The 21,369-nt window shown below is 42.7% G+C and carries 18 protein-coding genes; 9 read left to right on the top strand and 9 right to left on the bottom strand.

What is annotated here, in order from left to right; genetic code table 11:
* Nucleotides 1-134: 134 nt before the first annotated feature.
* The 7 genes from ACK8P8_RS12375 to ACK8P8_RS12345 all read left to right on the top strand — a co-directional run bounded on the left by ACK8P8_RS12375 (nt 135) and on the right by ACK8P8_RS12345 (nt 8,955).
* Nucleotides 135-3,107 carry a serine hydrolase domain-containing protein gene (locus ACK8P8_RS12375; protein WP_369860591.1) on the top strand — a complete coding sequence of 991 codons (2,973 nt, stop codon included), beginning with the start codon at nt 135-137 and terminating at the stop codon, nt 3,105-3,107.
* 285 nt (nt 3,108-3,392) lie between these two features.
* Entirely contained in the window at nt 3,393-4,085 is a 693-nt protein-coding gene (locus ACK8P8_RS12370) for a succinate dehydrogenase cytochrome b subunit (RefSeq protein WP_099290019.1), read from the top strand.
* A 95-nt stretch (nt 4,086-4,180) separates the two neighbouring features.
* A complete protein-coding gene (locus ACK8P8_RS12365; RefSeq protein WP_186977183.1) occupies nt 4,181-6,121 on the top strand; it encodes a fumarate reductase/succinate dehydrogenase flavoprotein subunit in 1,941 nt (646 codons plus the stop codon).
* 18 nt (nt 6,122-6,139) lie between these two features.
* On the top strand, nt 6,140-6,901 hold the full coding sequence (locus ACK8P8_RS12360) for a succinate dehydrogenase/fumarate reductase iron-sulfur subunit (RefSeq protein ID WP_099290051.1): 762 nt from the start codon (nt 6,140-6,142) through the stop codon (nt 6,899-6,901).
* Between the two features lie 125 nt (nt 6,902-7,026).
* Complete coding sequence (locus ACK8P8_RS12355) at nt 7,027-7,515, top strand: RNA polymerase sigma factor (protein ID WP_227217863.1); 489 nt, start codon at nt 7,027-7,029, stop codon at nt 7,513-7,515.
* Between the two features lie 11 nt (nt 7,516-7,526).
* Nucleotides 7,527-8,123, top strand: coding sequence for a hypothetical protein (locus ACK8P8_RS12350; protein WP_369860590.1), 597 nt, complete (start codon nt 7,527-7,529; stop codon nt 8,121-8,123).
* Between the two features lie 52 nt (nt 8,124-8,175).
* Nucleotides 8,176-8,955 (top strand): alpha/beta fold hydrolase, encoded by a 780-nt coding sequence (locus ACK8P8_RS12345; RefSeq protein ID WP_369860589.1) that lies wholly within the window; start codon nt 8,176-8,178, stop codon nt 8,953-8,955.
* Between the two features lie 162 nt (nt 8,956-9,117).
* Here ACK8P8_RS12345 and ACK8P8_RS12340 read toward each other — a convergent pair whose 3' ends face one another.
* Entirely contained in the window at nt 9,118-10,170 is a 1,053-nt protein-coding gene (locus tag ACK8P8_RS12340; protein ID WP_369860588.1) for a hypothetical protein, read from the bottom strand.
* Nucleotides 10,171-10,297: 127 nt separating this feature from the next.
* Here ACK8P8_RS12340 and ACK8P8_RS12335 point away from each other — a divergent pair, with 127 nt between their 5' ends.
* Nucleotides 10,298-11,269, top strand: coding sequence for a type I phosphomannose isomerase catalytic subunit (locus ACK8P8_RS12335; protein WP_303181356.1), 972 nt, complete (start codon nt 10,298-10,300; stop codon nt 11,267-11,269).
* A gap of 34 nt (nt 11,270-11,303) precedes the next feature.
* Here the strand turns inward: ACK8P8_RS12335 and kdsA are convergent, their stop codons facing one another.
* From kdsA to ACK8P8_RS12300, 7 genes are all read right to left on the bottom strand, one after another.
* Nucleotides 11,304-12,101 carry a 3-deoxy-8-phosphooctulonate synthase gene (kdsA, locus tag ACK8P8_RS12330; protein ID WP_369860587.1) on the bottom strand — a complete coding sequence of 266 codons (798 nt, stop codon included), beginning with the start codon at nt 12,099-12,101 and terminating at the stop codon, nt 11,304-11,306.
* A gap of 89 nt (nt 12,102-12,190) precedes the next feature.
* On the bottom strand, nt 12,191-13,462 hold the full coding sequence (locus ACK8P8_RS12325; RefSeq protein WP_369860586.1) for a replication-associated recombination protein A: 1,272 nt from the start codon (nt 13,460-13,462) through the stop codon (nt 12,191-12,193).
* Between the two features lie 213 nt (nt 13,463-13,675).
* Nucleotides 13,676-13,975: a DUF3276 family protein gene (locus ACK8P8_RS12320; protein WP_186977194.1), complete on the bottom strand. Its 300-nt coding sequence runs from the start codon at nt 13,973-13,975 to the stop codon at nt 13,676-13,678.
* A 224-nt stretch (nt 13,976-14,199) separates the two neighbouring features.
* Entirely contained in the window at nt 14,200-15,396 is a 1,197-nt protein-coding gene (locus tag ACK8P8_RS12315) for an OmpA family protein (protein WP_369860585.1), read from the bottom strand.
* A gap of 41 nt (nt 15,397-15,437) precedes the next feature.
* A complete protein-coding gene (locus tag ACK8P8_RS12310; RefSeq protein ID WP_369860584.1) occupies nt 15,438-16,184 on the bottom strand; it encodes a YjbH domain-containing protein in 747 nt (248 codons plus the stop codon).
* A 55-nt stretch (nt 16,185-16,239) separates the two neighbouring features.
* Nucleotides 16,240-18,129, bottom strand: a complete 1,890-nt coding sequence (locus ACK8P8_RS12305; RefSeq protein WP_369860583.1) for a carboxypeptidase-like regulatory domain-containing protein — start codon at nt 18,127-18,129, stop codon at nt 16,240-16,242.
* Nucleotides 18,130-18,168: 39 nt separating this feature from the next.
* The gene (locus tag ACK8P8_RS12300) at nt 18,169-19,407 is read right to left on the bottom strand and encodes a YjbH domain-containing protein (protein ID WP_303181361.1); all 1,239 of its coding nucleotides are present in this window, start codon (nt 19,405-19,407) and stop codon (nt 18,169-18,171) included.
* 410 nt (nt 19,408-19,817) lie between these two features.
* On the opposite strand from ACK8P8_RS12300, the gene ACK8P8_RS12295 reads away from it, so the two are divergent.
* Nucleotides 19,818-20,036, top strand: a complete 219-nt coding sequence (locus ACK8P8_RS12295; protein ID WP_186977204.1) for a hypothetical protein — start codon at nt 19,818-19,820, stop codon at nt 20,034-20,036.
* A 103-nt stretch (nt 20,037-20,139) separates the two neighbouring features.
* Here ACK8P8_RS12295 and ACK8P8_RS12290 read toward each other — a convergent pair whose 3' ends face one another.
* Complete coding sequence (locus ACK8P8_RS12290) at nt 20,140-21,336, bottom strand: OmpA family protein (protein WP_099290010.1); 1,197 nt, start codon at nt 21,334-21,336, stop codon at nt 20,140-20,142.
* Nucleotides 21,337-21,369: the final 33 nt, after the last annotated feature.

Below are 21,369 nucleotides of genomic sequence, written 5' to 3'. Positions count from 1 at the left end.
CAAACAAGATTGTTTACCGCACTTTTCTATACTAACCGAGTTACAAGTTACATTTGCCTACGGCAAGTTTCAGGTTACAAGTTATTTTTGTTAATCACTGAATCTTCAATCTAAAATCGTAAATCTAAAATCTAATGCGTTTTTTCCTGTTTTTCGGTTTAATTTGTTTACTCGTTTGTCCCTTGGCAGGACGCTCACAATCACAATGGGTCGATTCAACCTTAAATGCCATGAGCTTGGAGGAGAAAATCGGACAATTGATCATGATTGCCGCGTACAGCAACAAGGACAGTTTGTACGAGAAGCAATTGGGTGCAACAATCGAGAAATATCATATCGGTGGTATTATCTTCTTTCAAGGCACTCCAAGTAAACAAGCCGCGATGACCAACGACTACCAGCAACGGGCACACATTCCCCTGATGATCGGGATGGACGCGGAGAGTGGCGTGGGATGGCGTATAAAGCCGGCTATGGAATTCCCAAATCAAACCCTGTTAGGTGCTATTCGCGACACGAATCTGATATACCGCATCGGGCAAGCCATCGGCAGACAATGCCGCACGATGGGCATTCATGTAAACTTCGCTCCCGTCGCGGATATTAACGTCAACCCTAAAAATCCGGTTATCGGTATCCGCTCGTTCGGGGAGAAAAAAGACGAGGTAGGCAACCGCTCCCTGCAATATACCAGAGGTCTGGAATCCCAGCAAATCATGCCGGTAGCGAAGCATTTTCCCGGACACGGGGATACCGACACGGATTCGCATTTTGCCTTACCTCTTATCAGACATTCGGTCGCCCGTATCGACACGGTGGAATTATACCCTTTCCGGCAATTGATAGCCGCAGGCATCCCCGGTGTAATGGTGGCGCACTTGAATGTTCCCTCTTACGATTCGGCGAATATCCCCGCTTCCCTTTCCCGTCACATCGTAACCCAATTACTGCGGGAAAAAATGCATTTCGATGGACTATGCTTTACCGATGCCATGAACATGAAAGGGGTAACCAAAGGAAATTCTCCCGGTGAAGCTGATGTCAAAGCCCTGTCGGCAGGTAACGACATCCTGCTTTTCCCCGAAAACGTGGAAGCCACGGTAAAGAAGGTAAAAGCAGCCATACGCAAGGGTATTCTCACGGAAGAAGATATTGACGAAAAATGTCGCCGAGTCCTTGCCGCGAAAGAGAAATACGTGTTGCCCAACGCCGGCATGATTGACACGACCATGCTGTCCGCCCGGTTAAATACCCCTGCCGATCAAGCTTTATTACAGGAAACCTACGCGGAGGCTATCACGCTGATACAGAACAAAGACTTATTACTTCCTCTAACGCATCTCGATACGTTGCGCATCGCATCCCTCAATTTTGGCGACAGGAAAGCCAAAGCGTTTGAAGACATGCTGGAAAAATACGCACCTTGCTCTCATTTTTCCATTCGTGCAGGAGCGAGTAAAGAGGCCATAGAAAAATTATTGAAAGATTTATCCGATTACAATTGCGTGATCGTGTACAATAGCGCCGCACGGAACACCACATCCCGACAGTTCGGGGCATCGCAAGCGTTATCGAATATACTGAAACAATTGAAAGGGAAACGGGTCATTTTCTGTCACCCGGCAACTCCCTACGGTTTGGATATATACAGTTATCTGCCCTTGGACGCCATCCTAGTGAGTTATTCCCATGACACCCCGGCGCAAGAATTTGTCGCGCAAGCGATTTTCGGGGGTATCAACGTGAACGGGAAATTACCCGTGAGCATCAACTACTATTTCCCCGTCGGGACCGGACTGTCAACTCCAAAAGTACGCTTGGGATACCATAAACCGGAGACTAGCGGGATGCAATCGGAAACGTTACTCCGCATTGACAGCATTTGTCAAGTTGCTATCCGGGAGAAAGCGACACCCGGTTGTCAAGTGCTCGTGGCTAAAGACGGGTACGTGGTATATAACAAGGCTTTCGGTTTCAATACCTATGACAAGAAAAAGGCAAACACGACGGATAATATATACGACATCGCATCCATCACGAAGATCGCTGCCACTCTCCCGGCCGTGATGATGCTTTACGATCAACAGACAATAGCTCTGGATACACCTATCGCCCGTTATTCTTACGCGATATCACAGTCCAACAAAAAAGACTTGACTGTCCGGGAATTATTATTGCACAACGCGGGCTTAAAAGCTTCCTTTTCATTCTTCCATCACGCGATTAACTGGGAAAAGATGCAAGGAAGATTATTCACGACCAGATACACGAAGACAAACACGAAGAAACTCAGAGATCGCTTGTACATTAATCCCAACTTCAGATACCGGGACAGCACATTCAGCTTTAAAGGCGGGGAGGATTATCTTATGGTTTCCCCCCATTTCTATATGCACCGCCATTTCCAAGACTCTATCCATTCGTTGATCTTGAACACGGACTTATTACCGCAAAAGAAATACACGTACAGCGATCTGGGGTTTGTCCTACTTAAAGATATCGTGGAGGAACAAACAGTCACGCCTTTCGATATGTATCTTCGGGATCATTTTCTGAAAAAACTGGGAGCCTATAACTCCGGTTTCAACGCCCATCTGAATCTCGACATGGATCGGGTAATTCCATCCAGTAATGACAACGTATTCCGGAAATCGGAATTAAAAGGCTACGTGCACGATCCCCTTGCAGCGTTAATGGGAGGCGTATCAGGCAACGCGGGATTGTTTTCCACGGCAGAAGATCTGGCAAAAATCATGAGCGTGTATCTAAATCACGGTCAATACGGTGGCGAGCGGATGATAGACTCGACCACCATCGACCTTTTCACTTCTATTCAACTATCCCCCGAACAAAACCGGAGAGGTTTGGGGTTCGACAAACCGGAAACTCTTCCCGATAGAACAAGCCCTACTTGTGACGGAGTCCCCTGCACGAGTTACGGACACACGGGTTTTACAGGTGCTATCGCATGGAATGATCCTGAAAACCAATTGATTTACATATTCCTTTCCAACAGAACTTATCCTAACGAGTTCAACACCAAACTTATGAAGGAGAATATCCGCACAAAGATTCAAGAAATCATTTACGAATCGATTGGAAGATAGAGTTTGTAAAGTTCATAAAGTTTATAAGGTTCATAAGGTTACGGGTGTCCTTCGGACAGAGTTTAACGGCAGCTATGCTGCCGTGGACAAAGCGCCCCGCAGGGGTCCATTACTTTATAAACTTTATAAACCTTATAAACTTTATGAACCCATTCATTAGAGAAAAAATTCTTTATATTTAGAATGATTTTAAAATAGCTTTAGCGGTTCAAAATGACAGAAAAAAAGATACTTTTGTGCACGAATACAGAATACAAATAGTTATCAAATAAATAGATCTACATTATGAGCAATTTCTTAACATCGTCGATTGGGAAAAAGATGCTCCTGAGTATTTCAGGTCTTTTTCTTATTGCGTTTTTGTGCGTTCACTTGGCACTAAATCTACTGTTGATAGTAGATAATAGTGGAGAGTTATTTAACATTGGAGCCCATTTCATGGCAACGAATCCTATTATCAAGATCGTGGAACCGATTCTTGCTATCGGATTTATCTTCCATATCGTGCTGGCTTCTATCCTGACTCTTCAAAACAGAGGTGCACGCCCTATCAAGTACGATCGCCGCAGCCAAGCAGGTAACTGTACTTGGTCGTCCAGAAACATGTATATTCTAGGCGCATTAGTACTGATTTTCCTTGTAATCCACTTGTGGAACTTCTGGTGGAATATCAAATTCCCTTCATTAGGAACGCCACTAGCCGAAACTATCGTGGACGGGGTGAAAATGGAAAACACTTACGCGTTAGTCGCCGGATTATTCCAGTCAAGCGTAATCTATTGCCTGCTTTACATTTTAGGCGGTATTTTCCTTGGACTTCACTTGACTCACGGTTTCTGGTCAGCATTCCAATCCATCGGTTTCAGCAACCAGATATGGAGAAAGAGATTAGAGTGTGTTGCTAAAATTTTCGCTTTCATCATTGCAGCAGGATTCAGCATCATTCCGCTTTATTTCATGCTTGGACTAGCGAACTAACACAATTTTAAATTTATAGATTGTAGATTTTAAATTGCAGGAATCAACGATCTAAATTTAAAATTTAAAATTTAAAATCTAAAATTATTAAGGTTATGACAGAATTAAATGCTAAAATACCAGCAGGACCGTTAGCCGAGAAGTGGTCGAATCATAAAGCACATATCGGAGTTGTTAGCCCTGCTAATAAAAGAAAATTAGATGTTATCATCGTGGGTACCGGACTTGCCGGTGGATCGGCTGCAGCCAGCCTTGCTGAATTAGGTTATAACGTGACCACATTCTGCTATCAGGATTCACCCCGTCGCGCTCACTCTATTGCCGCACAGGGAGGTATCAACGCTGCAAAGAACTACACGAATGACAACGACTCTGTTTATAGACTATTTTATGAAACTATCAAGGGTGGTGACTACCGCGCACGTGAAGCCAACGTTTACCGTCTGGCAGAGGTAAGTAACGCCATCATTGACCAATGCGTCGCACAAGGTGTACCTTTCGCTCGTGATTACGGCGGTCTTTTGGACAACCGTTCTTTCGGTGGTGCGTTAGTAAGTCGTACGTTCTATGCCCGCGGTCAGACCGGACAACAATTATTGTTGGGTTGCTACGGTGCCATGAATCGTCAGATCGAAAAAGGAAAAATCAAATCATATACCCGTCACGAGGTACTTGACATCGTTGTCGTGGACGGCAAGGCAAGAGGTGTTATCGCCCGTGACCTTGTGACCGGAAAAATCGAACGTTTCGGCGCACACGCCGTTGTATTGGCTACCGGTGGATACGGAAACGTGTTCTTCCTGTCGACCAACGCCATGGGATGTAACGGTAGTGCCGCATGGCAAGCATACAAACGCGGAGCCATGTTCGGAAACCCCTGTTTCGTGCAGATTCACCCGACTTGTATCCCGGTACACGGGGATCAGCAAAGTAAGCTGACCTTGATGTCCGAGTCATTACGTAATGACGGACGCGTTTGGGTACCGAAAAAGATCGAGGATGCCAAAAGATTGCAAGAGGGAACCCTGAACCCGAACGATATCCCGGACGAGGACCGCGACTTCTATTTGGAACGTCGTTACCCGGCATTCGGGAACCTTGTTCCGCGTGACGTTGCCTCTCGTGCCGCTAAAGAAAGATGCGACGCCGGATTCGGGGTAAACAACACCGGAAAGGCTGTATTCCTTGATTTCAAATACGCTATCGACCGTTTGGGAAGACACACAATCGAAGAACGTTACGGAAACTTGTTCCAGATGTACGAGAAAATCACCGCCGTTGACCCGTACCACAACCCGATGATGATTTACCCGGCTATCCACTACTCTATGGGAGGTCTTTGGGTAGACTACAACTTGATGACCACAATCCCGGGATTGTACGCTATCGGGGAGTGTAACTTCTCTGACCACGGGGCTAACCGTTTGGGAGCTTCCGCGTTGATGCAGGGATTGGCTGACGGATATTTCATTTTACCGTACACGATTGGTGACTATCTGGCTCACGATATCCAAACCCCGAAAATCAAAACCAACACGCCGGAATTCGACGCTGCTGAAAAGAACGTCACCGACCACTTGCGCAGATTGTATGATATCAAGGGTACGAAATCCCCCGATCACTTCCACAAAGAGTTGGGACATATCATGTGGGATTATATCGGAATGGCGCGTGAGGCAGAAGGCTTGAAGAAAGCTATCAAGTTAATCGCCGAACTGAAAGAAGAATTTTACAAGGATTTGCGCGTGACCGGAGAGTTTACCGCCATGAATAACGAACTTGAGAAAGCGGGACGCGTGGCAGACTTTATCGACATCGCACACTTGATGGCATTGGACGCTCTCGATCGTAACGAGTCCTGCGGAGGACACTTCCGTTTGGAGTCCGTTACCGAAGAGGGAGAAGCAAAACGTGACGACGAGCACTTCCAGTATGTTTCCGTTTGGGAATACAAGGGAGAAAACAAAGAACCCGAAATGTATAAAGAACCGCTCGTGTTCGAAAACATTCAGGTGGCTCAACGTTCTTATAAATAATCTTAAATGAAAATCGTTATGGCAGATAAAATATTAAAAGAACTAACCCTAAAGATCTGGCGTCAAAAAGACGCAAAGTCAAAAGGCGGTTTTGAAACCTACAAGATTCATAATATTTCAACCGGCAGTTCATTTCTTGAAATGCTCGACATTCTGAATGAACAATTGGTGAGCGAAAACAAAGAACCGGTGGCATTCGACCACGATTGCCGCGAAGGTATTTGCGGTACATGTAGTTTGTTTATCGACGGACGTGCACACGGACCGGACGACGACGTGACTACTTGCCAATTGCATATGCGTCGTTTCCAAGATGGCGCAACGATCACTATCGAACCGTGGCGCGTGGGAGCCTTCCCGGTAATCAAAGACTTGATCGTGGATCGTACCGCTTACGAGCAAATCCTGCAAGCCGGCGGATACGTGTCCGTGAACACGGGTGGAGTACCTGACGGTAACGCTATCCCGATTGCCAAACCGGCAGCGGACGAAGCAATGGATGCAGCCGCTTGTATCGGTTGCGGGGCTTGTGTCGCTACTTGTAAAAACTCTTCAGCCATGTTGTTTGTGGCAGCAAAAGTATCCCAATTAGCCCTTCTTCCGCAAGGAAAGATCGAGGCTGCACGCCGTGCAAAAGCGATGGTTGCCAAAATGGACGAACTGGGATTCGGTAACTGTACCAACACCGGAGCTTGTGAGGCCGAATGCCCGAAGAGCATCTCTATCGAGCACATCGCCCGCTTGAACAGAGAGTTCTTGAAAGCCAAACTGAAAGACTAATTCCTATTTAGTTTCATATAAAAAGACCGCCTTTCCCGGTGGTCTTTTTTTATGCATTATTTTCTTTACCTTACTTGTGATTTTTTGCCATACAGTGCGACTAATAGTGCAAAAGATATAAAATCATGGACTATCGAGAATTAGAGAATGAATTTATCACAATCATCGAGGATTACCAGCGAGTAATCTATAAAGTCTGTTATCTATACTCTACTGACAATCATCACTTAAATGACTTGTATCAAGAATCAGTGCTTAACTTATGGAAGAGTTTCCCCAAATTTAGGAACGAGTGTAAGACTTCCACTTGGATATACCGTATCACACTAAATACTTGTGTCACTTTTTACAGACGTTTTTCACGTTCGCCTAAATTCGTACCTCTCTCTACCAACCTAGAGATGATCGCAGAAAATGAAAACGAAATCTCATTAATCCATGAGTTATACAATCTTATCAACCGACTCGGCAATCTGGATAAAGCCCTTATATTACTATATCTGGAAGAAAAGTCATACCAAGAAATCGCAGACATTATGGGAATGTCATTAACCAATGTTGCCACCAAATTAAGTCGGGTAAAAGAAAAAATGAAAAAAATGTCTAATCACTAAAAGCACATGCCATGGAACTCGAAGACTTAAAACAACATTGGCAATTATTAAACAAACGTCTAGAAGCAACCGAAGTACTGAATCAAAAACTCATACAACAGATGCTTGTAGAACGCACGAATACAACTTTCAATAAGATATATAAAACGGAAATGAAAGGATTGATCCTAGCCATATCCTTAATCCCTATCAATTGTCTTATTTATGCAATTGCATATTCTTATACTCCTGTCATATGGTTCATAACTCTGAACACCTTTTTACTGCTCACAAGCATTTGGCAAATTATAAAAGTATCCCTATTAAAGCAATTTGATATTGAAAACCAAAATATATATGAATTATCCAAAATCATTATCCAGTACAAAAAATGGATACAGGGAGAAACAATTTCTGCCATTCCACTTGCTTTCATATTATCCAGTATCTGGCTTTATTATTATTTCAACACACTGACACCTCTACTTCTATCGTTGATTGTAATAATTATTGCAACTGGAATCATTTTTGGTTTTTTCGTGTCTTCCTATACATCCAAAAATATCCGGAATATTCACAAGAGCCTTAACGACCTTGAGGACTTTTACAAAGAAAAAAAGAAAAACTAGCATTATTTGCAACCTCTTCGTAAATTTGTATCTTGAAGTACACCAAATTAGTATGAAGTTATATTTTAGAAAACAAGGAGAGGGGACCCCATTAATTATACTCCACGGCTTATGGGGAGCATCCGAGAATTGGCTTCCCATAGCCCATTCATTAGAAGACCGATTTCAAGTCATCTTGCCGGATATTCGGAATCACGGGCAATCTCCTCATGCCGACGAAATGAATTACGAGGTCATGAGCGACGACATCATCGAACTGATCGAAGATTTGCGCCTTCCCGTACCTCCACATATCGTGGGGCATTCCATGGGAGGCAAGATCGTGATGGCATTATTACTCAAAAGACCGGACATCGTGAACAAAGCTATTGTCGTGGATATAGCCCCTGTATCCTACTCGCAACAGGATGGAGGTAGTCACTACAAGATCATTGATTTCATGGCAAATTTCGATTTTACCCGTTTTACCACCCGGGAAGAAGTAAGAAAAGCCATCCAACAACATTTCAAAACGGAACGTTCCCAACAGTTATTCCTGAAAAATATCAAGAAAACTGCTTCCGGGTTTGAATGGAAAATCAACCACCGAGTACTCAGCCAACATTTTGACGAAATCAGCGGTTGCCCGGGAAAACTCACTCACGACACTTACGACAAAGAGATTCTATTTATCAAAGGTGAGCAATCGAACCTAATCACTAGCATCAATTGCCTGCAAGCACAATTCCCGGCTGCCCGGCTGAAAGAAATCCCGCAATGCGGGCATTGGATTCATAGCGAACAACCGGAGAAACTGGCACAAGCCATACGGGATTTTCTTCTGTTTCCATAAGAGAATCAACTAAAAACAGGAAGAGATAAGGAAGAGAATAGGCTACAACTCCCGAACAACACTTACATAACACCGGAATAACAATCGACACGTCAAGCACAAAAAAATTGGCGTCACGATCCTATCGCAACGCCAAAGCCTTTTCTAATCTTAAAAGCAACCTTATTGCACGCTCAAAGCACAAGCAACGGACACGGTTGCCTGCACCCTATTTTCAGCTGTCATACTATTATACGTGACCCCGGGTTCCAACATGAAAGCCGTCAAACGCACTTGATAGTGTTTACGCGTATCTATATCTTTCAGTCTATTCGGAACTTTACTTGTTGAACTACCGTCAAAAGAATATTCACCATCATAAGTAAACAAATAGCTCTCGAAATAAACATCCCCTTCTTTCTCTTCGTTGTACACTTCTATTTTGTAACAAACATTTTCACCATTAATCTTTTTCCATGCACATTTCCAACTTTTATTGGATACACTCACGATATTGCAACTGAAATCAATATCCGTACGCCTTAACGGCTCAAAATTCATACCCGAGATTCGCTCGTCAAACTTCACGTAATTATCACTACCGACACGACAAGAGAAACGCACTCTCCGTTCCTCCACGGGCGTTTCAATATTACCTTGCCAGATATTATTCTGATTTTTATCCTTCAATTCTACCTGCCCGGCCTTGGTATCAGACAACAAAGCATACACGTACCCCGCACGCAAGCTTTTATTCCCCGTCACCCGAAAACCTAAACGTGTTTTAAATTCATCCCCGTCAAAATAATTCTCCCAAAAAGCATCTCCCGTTAAATCTTGAAGATAAGATGGTTTGACTACATATTTTCTTTCTCCCCACGTATTTTTCACAACAAAATTACTGGAATTGCATTTAGTCACGGTCCATTTATCCATGATTCCATCTTTCCATTCCACGGCAAGCGTGTTCAGTCCCTCATCTTTCCAAACTCCGGCCACCGTATCAACTTGCACCCGCATATCAATTCCCCTTATTTCACCATTTTTATCAAAACGATTTATATCCAATACACTTTCATCCGTGAATGAAAGCCTATTATTGCTCGCACCCCCGTTATAATACCAATCCACTCCCGTCATCCGGTTTGTATCCAATTGGAACTCTTTATCGTCATCACTACACCCCCCAAGGAATATACCTGCCACGATGACGCTTAACATACCTAATTTCTTCATTCTTATCCGTTTTTATTTTATTCTCGCAATTCTTGCCACAAAATTAATTCATAAATCATAAACCCCAACTACAAAATTCCTATCTTTGTTTTCTGTACAATAATTATGCCTAATAAAGAAATAAATCATGCTATACCCGTTAAAATTCCATCCGATTCTCAAAAAAAAGATATGGGGAGGGGAAAGATTAAGTTACAAGAGTGAACAACACGAGGAATCTATTGGTGAAAGTTGGGAGATTTCCGCCGTGGAAGATAACATATCCGTTGTTTCCAACGGGATTCTGGCCGACAATGATTTGCAGGAATTGATTGAGGTCTACATGGGTGATTTGGTCGGCGACCGGGTGTACGAGAAGTTCGGCGTAGAATTCCCGTTATTGATCAAATACATTGATGCGAATGACGATCTCTCGATTCAAGTACATCCCGACGATGAAACCGCCAAGGAACGCCACAACGCTTACGGGAAGACTGAAATGTGGTATGTCGCGGATGCAGAGAAAGACGCCTCGTTGATCATGGGATTCAACAAGGAAACCGACAAGGCCGAATACCTGCAAGCCCTGCACTCGAACAGGCTCATGGATATATTGAATACGGAAAAAGTGAAAAAGGGAGACAGCTTCTTTATCCCTGCCGGACTTGTCCACGCCATCGGGAAAGGATGTTATATCGCCGAGATCCAGCAAACTTCCGATATCACTTACCGGATATATGACTACAACCGGAAAGATGCTGAGGGACATACAAGGGAATTGCATACAGATCTGGCAACCGACGTGATTGACTACCACTATCACCCGAAACACAAGGTAGATTACACGCCACACGACAATAAATCCGTGCAACTGGTGAAATGTCCTTACTTCACGACAAATCTACTTGTCTTCGATAGGGATATAGAGAAAGAATACGTGCACCTCGATTCGTTCGTGATTTACATGTGTATTCAAGGAAAGTTCACGATCTCCACGGGAGAATGCGATCCGGTCATGGTAAATAAAGGCGAAACCGTACTTGTACCCGCCTGTTTCAAAAATGTCACACTATACCCGGATGAAGTAAGCCGGGTGCTGGAAATATACGTGGAAGAATAAAGAAAAAGGAAGTTGTAACCAACTTCCTTTTTCTTTATGATATCACTTTTCTAATTCGCACAAGTTTCTCCAGCAGACCGTCAATCAAATCCAGTCGCAACATATTTGCACCGTCTGATTTGGCACAACGAGGGTCGGCATGAGTCTCGATGAAGATCCCGTCAGCCCCGACCGCTATTCCGGCTTTCGCGATCGTTTCGATCAATTCCGGTTGTCCCCCGGTTACCCCGGATGCCTGATTAGGCTGTTGCAAAGAATGTGTCACGTCCAACACCACGGGGCATTGACAAGCCTGTTGCATTACCCGGATACCGCGAAAGTCAACAACTAAATCCTGATAGCCGAACGTGGTTCCCCGCTCGGTAACCATCACCTTGTCATCTCCCGCTTCCCGTACTTTATCCACGGCAAACTTCATCGCCTCGGGTGAAAGGAACTGTCCCTTTTTAATATTCACGATCTTTCCCGTCTTGGCAGCAGCAACCAACAAATCCGTCTGGCGACACAAGAATGCCGGAATCTGTAAAACATCCACGTACTCCGCTGCCATCTCCGCATCCCGCTCCGTGTGAATATCCGTCACGACAGGAATATCAAATTCTTGCCTTACTTTAGCTAATATTCTTAATGCCTTCTCGTCACCAATGCCGGTGAAAGAATCCAACCGGGAGCGATTGGCCTTTTTGAACGATCCCTTGAATACATAGGGTATTCCCAGTCTATCGGTAACTTTCTTCACGTGTTCCGCGATATTCAAAGCCATTTCCTCACCCTCGATCACGCAAGGTCCGGCTAACAAAAAAAACATCTCTTGATTAATCAACTTATCCATTACTATTTTAGATTTATGATTTATGATTTTATGATTTATGATTTTAGATTTGATGAATCGTAAATCGTAATTCATAAATCGTAAATTAATTATTTATATTTTCTCCACCACGCTCTCAAGCGCTCCAGTATCTTTATTTCCTGTGCATTCTGTTGCGGCAGGTAGAACTTCTTTTCCTTCAATTCCTGCGGCAAATACGGTTGTTCCACGAAATTACCGGGATAATCATGCGGGTACTTGTAATCCTGCCCGTAGTTCAAATCCTTCATCAACTTCGTCGGGGCATTACGCAAATGCAAGGGTACGGGCGAATTGCCCGTCTGTTTTACCGTAGCCATCGCGGCGTCTATCGCCAGATAAGCCGAATTGCTCTTCGGCGAAGTCGCGAGATAGATCACACACTCCGACAGGGGTATGCGGGCTTCCGGCATTCCTATTTTATGCACTACCTCAAAGCAAGTGTTCGCTATCAGCAAGGCATTCGGGTTTGCCAGACCTATATCTTCGGCGGCAGAGATAATCAAACGTCTTGCTATAAATTTCGGGTCTTCCCCTCCCAGTAACATACGTGCCATCCAGTAAATCGCCGCATTCGGGTCTCCCCCGCGGATAGACTTGATCATCGCCGACACGATATCATAATGTTGTTCCCCGTCTTTATCGTACATCAACGGGTTTTCATGCAACTCCCGGTGTACCGCCTCGTTGTCGATAACAATATCTCCCTCGCCTAACCCGTTCACCACGAGTTCCAGTATATTCAACAGTTTTCGGGCATCCCCCCCGCTGTACGATATCATGGCATCTTTTTCCTTGACGGTGATATTCCGTTTGCCGAGATAATAATCTTTCTCCACCGCACGGTCGATCAAGTCTTCCAGATCTTTCTTCTCCTGTGATTTCAACACGTACACTTGGCAACGGGAAAGCAGAGGAGATATAACCTCGAAAGAAGGATTCTCCGTGGTCGCACCGATAAGCGTCACCGTTCCTTTCTCCACTGCAGCCAGAAGCGAATCCTGCTGCGCTTTCGAGAAACGATGAATTTCGTCAATGAACAAGATCGGATTCGGTGAATTGAAAAAACGCTGACTTTCCGCTTTCTGAATCACTTCCCGGACATCCTTCACTCCCGAACTCACGGCACTCAGCACGTAAAACGGACGATTCAATTGCTCGGCGATAATCATTGCCAAGGTGGTTTTTCCCACTCCCGGTGGCCCCCATAGAATAAAGGACGCCACTACCCCGGAATCAATCATTTTCCGAAGCACTTTTCCCGGTCCCACCAAATGTTGTTGCCCGATATAATCTTCTAAAGACTTGGGGCGCATACGTTCTGCTAAAGGCTTATTCTCCATTTCTCTCCTTATTCTATCCCCACAAAGATACGGAAAGTTTGCATATTACCATTTGCAAATTACAAGTTTCAGGTTGCATAAAGTCGAGCCTCCGGCTCCTAAAGTCTATAAAGTCCGTGATTTAATTTGACCTTACGACCTTATAGACGTTCAGACTTTACAGACGAGAGGGAGTGTTTCAACACTCCCTCTCATATACTAATAACAGCTTGATTACAGATCAGAATTCTTTTCAGGAAGTTCGCCATTGATTGCAGCTTTTACCACTCCAATAGCCTCATCCAAGCCTTCGACGAATTTATCAAAATCTTCTTTATACAAGAAGACTTTGTGCTTCTCGTAGCTCGCGTTCCCGTCATTATCAAATTTTTTCTTGCTTTCGGTGATCGTCAAATAGTAGTCATTATTACGCGTCGCCTTCACATCAAAAAAATAAGTTCTTTTCCCTGCTTTCACTGCATTGGAATAGATTTCGTCCCTATCCATTCCGTCATTTTGTTCGTATCCTTCCATTGTATCTCGATTTTATTTGACTTTGCACCTCAAATGTAGGAAAAACAAAGTAATAAATAGACTTTTTTAATCTTTTTTTTTATCATTCCCTAATATACAATCATTTATCGGGATTTTTCACGCTTTCATCAATAACTTGCTTAGGAAAATACCTGCCAAAAAGATAAGAAGCTGCCCGTTTACATATGGACAGCTTCTTATCTTTCTTGCTTCCTTACACTATATTATTTTTCACCCAAGATCATAACCAAACGATTGTATTGGTTTACTTTGAACGGTTGGTCTTGATCGCCCAAGCCAACATAAGACAAACGATTTTCCGGAACACCGAATTTCTTGATCAATAAGTTGTAAACATTTTTAGCACGTCGCTCGCTGATCTTTTGGTTGAAATACTTGCTACCGGTTTGTTTATCAGCATAACCGACAACTTTCATCTTCACATCCGGGTTTTCAGCCATATAATTGGCAATAGCTTGCAAAATCACCATTTGTTCGGTTTTCACGTCCGTTTTATTAATCGTGAAACCCACGTATTGAGCGAAATCTTTTCTTGCTGTTTCAGCCACAACCTGCATTTTCTCTGCCTCCACGGCAGCAACCTCTTTCTTAGCAATCTGCTCTGCAATCCTAGCAGCCTCTAACTGGGATTGAGTCTGTTGCAATTCAGCCTCGAGATTGTTAATCTGGGCATTCAGTTGCTGACGCATCTCCTGAACACCACTCTCGTAACGAGCGAAGTTCTTGCCGCCAAAAGTGTAAGTTGCTCCAATTGACAAAGAAAGCAGTCCATCTTGATAAGAACGTCCGGCAATCTCTTCCTGACCGGAATACTTATTCGTGTAGAAAAACGTCGACATCAAGTGAGTCCGAGCCTCCAAATCAATAGCCCAATATTTATTGATGTTATATTTTCCTCCCAAACCGATAGAACCGTTAATCAACACATCCATTTGTTTATTATGGAACTTACCGAAACTCAAACCGGGTCCCAGAAATAAGGTCATATCCCATTTGTTATCCGGACTGTATGCACGCCATAGGTTAGTCAAATTCAACATGAAATCCAGATTCAAATTAATATACTTATGTTGGAATTTCTCGAACTTGTTATTGTTATTCAAGCGATTCACATCCGTGTACAATTTAGATTGCCATCCGGATATTTGTCCGCGTAGTCCCCAATAGGGATCCATCCATTTACCTACAGATAAATTGACTAACGGCTGAAGTACTTTTCCAAATCCGTAATCAAAATTATCCGTGTTCATGTAGCCTTGCATACCAACGCCAATGCTGATAAAAATATTGTCCTTGAATTTAGGCGACAAATACTTTACATCAGGTTCTGTCGTTTGAGCACTCACGCTATAGGAGGCTCCGGCAACAAGAGCTGAAAGTAATAAAGTCTTTATTTTCATTTTGTTCTTTATTTATATTCTATAATTTCCTCGTTCTCTCTTTATTTTCCTTTTAAATATATCTTGTACGCCAATCCCGCGGTAAAATACTTACCATCCTGCAAAAGGACTTGCGCGAAAAGATGCTTCAAAAGCAAATAATTAGCCCCGATACAAAAAGTTTTCGAATCATATTGAGCTATTAAATTCAATTCCGGAACAAACGAAGGTTTATAACTAACACCACCGGAAAAACCATTCAAATGATTTGAAGTCCGCCGATTATACAAATAAGCCATGTGTACTCCAATTTGTTCTGTCGGGCAAATATTTATATACTTCGAGCAAGCTATATAAAACCGACTGAAATATTGATTACCACTGCCCTCCGAAAGTATTTTACCTCCACCGCTCTGCGTGTAAAGATCATTTGAGCCGACTACAATCGCCGGAAGATACTTTCTCTCTCGCAACAGACGCAGACGGACTGAAAAAGAACGATCCTGATTCACGAACCGCCCCTTTTTTGATGGCACGAACTTATCCGTCGCTTTAAACAACGTACAAGTATATGCAACTTCAAGGAAAGGCAAAAACGTGATATTCAAGAAATAATTATATGTATTATACGGAAATCCATCGGGTGTTACACGATCATTTAAAAAATTTCCTCCTATCATCACGGTCTTGTCCGGTTGCATATCTGCCGACGGACTATTCAACAACCCGGTCGTTCCAAGCGTTAGTTGAGCCGAAAGTAATAACGAGCTAAACAAAAATAAGCAAATGAATAATATCTTCTTTATCATGTTCGTCTGCATTTTTATTACTTTCGGTTCATTCTTATAGGTTCATTAAATCTATTTATTCTCCGGCACCTCCACCAGCACCACCAGCAGTGATGTGACCACCGTGAGTGTGGTGATGTTGATCAAACATCTCAATTTTACCGCTAATCGTTGAAACTTGACCATTCGTTGTCTTAATCTTAACGACAATATCCTCTCCTCCGGAAACTTTGAAGGTATAAGTCTTAATCAAGAATTGTTGCTGACCACTAGCGACATACACCCAATCACTCGGTACATCGATGTCATTTGCTCCAGTCTTCTCTACAGTTGCCATCGGCTCTCCATTAAGCCCTTCCAATGCAGCTTCAATCAATGCTTGAACGTTTTCGCTGTACCCATCCAATGAAGTTATATATTCGTATCCGTTTTTAACAGTATAGGTAAATTTACCCTCTCCCTTCTTAATAGTTTTAGCGGTATTATTCAAATAGAATTTTTCAAAATTGATAGGAGTCAATTCTGTAACGGTATCAACAGAAGAAGATTCCAATACTACTCGATAATAAGAGAAATGATGAATCTTAGCTATATAATCATTACCTTGCACAGCTATTCCTGCGTCTTTCTCCGGGGCTGCCCAATTCACGCCATCTTCACTATATTGCAATTTCATTCCGATGAAAACTTTATCAAAAGGATTCGTAATCTTCCAAGTTAATGGAGCAACGAATGTTGTATTATTAGGCAAGAACTCACCGGTAACAAATGTTGCAGCGGCAGGAATCACATCAAGAATACCACCACTTGTAGTATTATCAATGGTAGCATTAACCTTAGTAGATATTAATGTTGCGGTATTCAATGCATCTTGAGGAATACTCAAAGTTGTAGCAACCTCGATCATCTTTTTTCCATCTTCAGTTACACCAGACTCCGTCTTTACAGGCTTGAGCTCCGCCCCCTGACCGGGAACAAAAACTTCTGCGGTTTCTTCACCCGCTTTAGGTGCAGTCATGTATACAGGTACCGCAATCGCTGTTCCTACAGAGAATTTATTCAAGTCAAAAGTTTTTGACCAACCATTTTTACCATCCTTTTTAACAAAAAGAGTCACTGAACCTTTTTTCAAGTTATCAATAGAGAATTCGTTTCCATAAACCTCAACTTGAGTCGTTTCAGTACTTCCGGCAACACTATAATAAACCGTTGCCCCCGTTAAATCTTGTCCATCGGCATCACGTATAGTCCCTTCTAACGTGTAAGTTTGCCCTTCAACTGTACCTTCTTCATACATCGGGATCTCCATGTTGAAATAATATTCTTCATCGGCCGCTATTTTTTGAATGGTTACAGAGTATTTTACTTCCTCTTTACCCGTTGCATTAATTACAAAATCATATACACCAGGTTTATGCAATACTTGAGAGAATGTTCCGTCTGCACCTATAGTTAATGTACCATTATCAGCTGCAGCTCCTCCTCTCAAAGTCCAAGTACCGGTAGCATTTGTTACCGCTTCCTTGGTTAACCCGTCAAACACTTTTCCGGCAACAGTATAGATTGCCTCCTTGATTTCTACTTTTTTCATTAAAAATGTAGCTTCCACAGTTTTAGTCTCACCATTCTTTCCGAAAGGTAAAGTTACCGTGTAAGACACACTTTCATAACCTTCTTTTTCCAAAGAAAATGAAACACTTCCAGCAACATTCAACGTGAAAGTATACATTCCATTCGCGTCGGTTTCTACACCCATTGGATAGATCTTGACATGCTCAATAGGAGTATTGCTCAAGTCTACGACCTTAACGTTTATTTTATACACGACGGAATCGCTTGATTCCGTTGTAGGCATAACCGGAACATCATCCTTCGTGTAACAACTACTAAACAATGATCCGAAAAACACTGTTATTAACAGCATTAAATTAATACCAATTCCTGAATGTTTTACTTCTTTCTTCATTTTCATGTTATTTAAGTTCTAAACTTTGTTTTCTTCATTCTAATTCTTTAATTGTGATTCTATATATTTTGGGTTAAAATTATCGATCGCTTTATTCTCCCCGGGGCGTGTTTCATAGGACTTTCCATTAAAGAACAACCCCGCCGCCTTGTATTCCAGATCAAAATACCGTGCAGGCATTACCCGAAAACCCTTTCTTCTTTTTTGCCCCATGGGAGGAAGGGCTATCGCAAAATGGAACCCACCATCTATATTTCCCCGGTTATTCTTCATAATATAAAAACCAACCGACGCCCGCTTAAAATGCCGGGTCATATCCGCCCTCACGCCATAATCTCCCGCTAAAAACTTTATTGCTTTCACCTCGCACAACACGTTAAACATCGGGTTAAAATAACTTCCCCCGACATTCCATGTTATCAACTTCGCTGCCCCGTAATGCCAGTTCCAATGATAAAAATAAGAGGAACCGGTTAGACCGATTCGTCCCTCCAAGGCAAAATTACTTAGCCATCCTTCGGTCATAACCGGACGGAACAGGTGCAAATCAAATCCCCAACGGTCTTGATTAAAAATTCCCGCGGTCAGATCGACTAAACTATTCAGTACGCGGAAATGCTGTTCGAGCGTGAAGATTCCTAGACGTGTTTGCTCGTATTTAGCACCGTACTGATTTATCACAGGAATAATTACCTGCCCCGTTAGCTTCATTCCTCTTATTAGTGCAATTTCCAGCGCGGGAGACAAGTTCAACAAAATATCATATACCTTATGAAACTTCTGATTTCTAAATGCAAATTGCGGGTAGAATACAAGATCGACTTTCCATCTTGAACGGTTTTCCCGAGGAACTCTCTTAACCGATTTCCACGCGTCTCCCAATTCGTACATCGGTAACCAATTGGAATTTACCGTTCCTGTAGTTGTAATCGCGGCAGACGCCGACGATACTAATGACATTTGGGGTATACCCAGTTGTAAAACCACCACACGTCTTGTTTTCCCCAGAAGCGGGGGATATTTCCCGATCAAGTCAATAGCTTTACTGATTCCTTCTCCGTCGGCTTTCCAAACGGTATTCTCAAAAGTGATGATTTCTTCCGAGCCCGATACGACTCTACTAACATTTTCAAAACCGGCATTAACTAGAGTTTTGACAATTCCGTCCTCTTTCTGAGCGTATAACTCTGTTGAACAAAAAATTGTCAAAATCAATCCGATAACACATAACCGATAATCATGCACGCATCCCAATACCATTTCTTTTTTTACAACCATGAAGAACCAGTTTTATTTTTCAATCACATCTATCAGATGTTTATCCAAGCATTTTCCGAAAGAGTTGAAAATTTTATTTCTATAAACCATCGTTTAATGATATTAAAAAAAATTATCGAATTTCGTTTCTCGAAAAACTGTAAATATCTGATTGCGAAAATGGAAAATTTATGCAAATAGTTTTTCAATTAATAAAAATATGGTATATTTGCATCGCATTAAACGATCAATTGATAACACTTTTTCAATCAATCCTTTTTTATCACACAAGATCATAATAAATTGACATCGTAAGCCTATCAACTATTGTTAACGAACTATCTTCTATCACAAAAAAGACAATATCCAATCGGTTATTTGGGTTGCCGAAGAAATAATCGTATTTTTGTTTAAACCAAACGAATAATATTATGCTAGGAACTTATTTCATTATCATACTGGTACTGGTCGGAATAGCTTTCATCGGCTTGGGAATAACAACGTTTTTCAGTAAAAAGAAAAAATTCCCGAATACACACATCGGTAAAAGCGAGGCCATGAGAGAAAGAGGCATCAGCTGTGCCGCCACAACTGACCGTAAAGAAAGGGAGAGTTACAAACCGATTGAAATCGGTAAAGATGAAGAATAAAATTAAGGGGCTGCTTTCGCAACCCCTCAACTTATAAGTCTATAAGATTCATTTTGTATTTAATGACTTGTTCGGACTCTCGAACCTCATAAACTCTTGATTATCATTTTTCCCCAAGGATCATTACTAAACGATTGTAATTGTTCACCTTGAAAGGTTGTGACTGGTCACCCAACCCGACGTAAGACAAACGGTCTGAAGACACTCCGAATTTCTTCACTAACAGGTCGTAAACACTTTTCGCGCGTCTTTCGCTAAGTTTCTGGTTAAAATAGTTACTGCCGGTTTGTTTGTCGGCGTAACCCACAACTTTCATCTTCACGCCGGGGTTCTCAGCCATATAGTTGGCTACAGCCTGCAGTACCACCATTTGTTCCGTTTTCACGGCACTCTTGTTGATTGTGAAACCAACGTATTGAGTGAAATCCTGTCTTGCAGCGGCAGCGATAGCTTCAGCTTTCTCGGCCTCGGTCAAGGCAAGTTCTTTTTGAGCCACTTGCTCAGCAATCTTGGCAGCTTCCAACTGAGATTGCGTGTTGCGCAACTCGTTTTCCAAACCGTTGATCTTGTCATTCAATTGTTGGCGCATCTGTTCCGCTCCACTCTCGTAACGGGCAAACTTCCGACCGCCGAAAGTGTAAGTCGCACCAATCGACAAAGAAAGCAATCCGTCTTGGTACGAACGTCCGGCAATCTCTTCTGACCCCGTGTATTTAGAGGTATAGAAGAATGTCGGCATCAAATGTGTACGAGCCTCCAAGTCGATAGCCCAATACTTGTTGATATGGTATTTTCCACCCAATCCCAACGAACCGTTAACAAGCACATCGAGTTGTTTGTCATGGAATTTACCAAAACTCAAACCGGGTCCCAAGAACAAGGTCATATCCCATTTGTTTTCGGGATCATATTGACGCCAGAGGTTAGTCAGGTTCAACATGAAATCCAAGTTCAAATTGATATATTTACGTTCGAATTTATTGAATACGCCGCCATTGTTCAGACGGTCGACATCCGTGTACATTTTGCTTTGCCAACCGGATGCCTGTCCGCGAAGCCCCCAGTAAGGATCCATCCATTTACCCACGGACAGATTCACCAACGGTTGGATCACTTTCCCGAAACCGTGGTCAAAGTTATCCTGCGTCAGGTAACCTTGTGCACCCACACCAATACTGATAAAAATATTATCCTTAAATTTAGGAGACATATATTTTACATCCGTATCGGTCGTTTGGGCGGTTACCGAACAGGAAGCCGCCACAACCAGTGCAGAGAGTAATAAAGTCTTTATTTTCATTCTATTAATATTTATAGTTTTATCAAATTCCTC

The sequence above is a fragment of the Butyricimonas muris genome (genome assembly GCF_046365375.1).
GTDB classification, from domain to species: Bacteria; Bacteroidota; Bacteroidia; order Bacteroidales; family Marinifilaceae; genus Butyricimonas; species Butyricimonas muris.
The sequence above is the reverse complement of the archived record's forward strand: the minus strand, read 5'-3'. Positions and strand labels throughout refer to the sequence as shown.

Coding starts and splice junctions, on each gene's coding strand:
- ACK8P8_RS12375 (WP_369860591.1), top strand. CDS start 135: ATGCGTTTTTTCCTGTTTTTCGGTTTAATTTGTTTACTCGTTTGTCCC.
- ACK8P8_RS12370 (WP_099290019.1), top strand. CDS start 3,393: ATGAGCAATTTCTTAACATCGTCGATTGGGAAAAAGATGCTCCTGAGT.
- ACK8P8_RS12365 (WP_186977183.1), top strand. CDS start 4,181: ATGACAGAATTAAATGCTAAAATACCAGCAGGACCGTTAGCCGAGAAG.
- ACK8P8_RS12360 (WP_099290051.1), top strand. CDS start 6,140: ATGGCAGATAAAATATTAAAAGAACTAACCCTAAAGATCTGGCGTCAA.
- ACK8P8_RS12355 (WP_227217863.1), top strand. CDS start 7,027: ATGGACTATCGAGAATTAGAGAATGAATTTATCACAATCATCGAGGAT.
- ACK8P8_RS12350 (WP_369860590.1), top strand. CDS start 7,527: ATGGAACTCGAAGACTTAAAACAACATTGGCAATTATTAAACAAACGT.
- ACK8P8_RS12345 (WP_369860589.1), top strand. CDS start 8,176: ATGAAGTTATATTTTAGAAAACAAGGAGAGGGGACCCCATTAATTATA.
- ACK8P8_RS12340 (WP_369860588.1), bottom strand. CDS start 10,170: ATGAAGAAATTAGGTATGTTAAGCGTCATCGTGGCAGGTATATTCCTT.
- ACK8P8_RS12335 (WP_303181356.1), top strand. CDS start 10,298: ATGCTATACCCGTTAAAATTCCATCCGATTCTCAAAAAAAAGATATGG.
- kdsA (WP_369860587.1), bottom strand. CDS start 12,101: ATGGATAAGTTGATTAATCAAGAGATGTTTTTTTTGTTAGCCGGACCT.
- ACK8P8_RS12325 (WP_369860586.1), bottom strand. CDS start 13,462: ATGGAGAATAAGCCTTTAGCAGAACGTATGCGCCCCAAGTCTTTAGAA.
- ACK8P8_RS12320 (WP_186977194.1), bottom strand. CDS start 13,975: ATGGAAGGATACGAACAAAATGACGGAATGGATAGGGACGAAATCTAT.
- ACK8P8_RS12315 (WP_369860585.1), bottom strand. CDS start 15,396: ATGAAAATAAAGACTTTATTACTTTCAGCTCTTGTTGCCGGAGCCTCC.
- ACK8P8_RS12310 (WP_369860584.1), bottom strand. CDS start 16,184: ATGATAAAGAAGATATTATTCATTTGCTTATTTTTGTTTAGCTCGTTA.
- ACK8P8_RS12305 (WP_369860583.1), bottom strand. CDS start 18,129: ATGAAGAAAGAAGTAAAACATTCAGGAATTGGTATTAATTTAATGCTG.
- ACK8P8_RS12300 (WP_303181361.1), bottom strand. CDS start 19,407: ATGGTTGTAAAAAAAGAAATGGTATTGGGATGCGTGCATGATTATCGG.
- ACK8P8_RS12295 (WP_186977204.1), top strand. CDS start 19,818: ATGCTAGGAACTTATTTCATTATCATACTGGTACTGGTCGGAATAGCT.
- ACK8P8_RS12290 (WP_099290010.1), bottom strand. CDS start 21,336: ATGAAAATAAAGACTTTATTACTCTCTGCACTGGTTGTGGCGGCTTCC.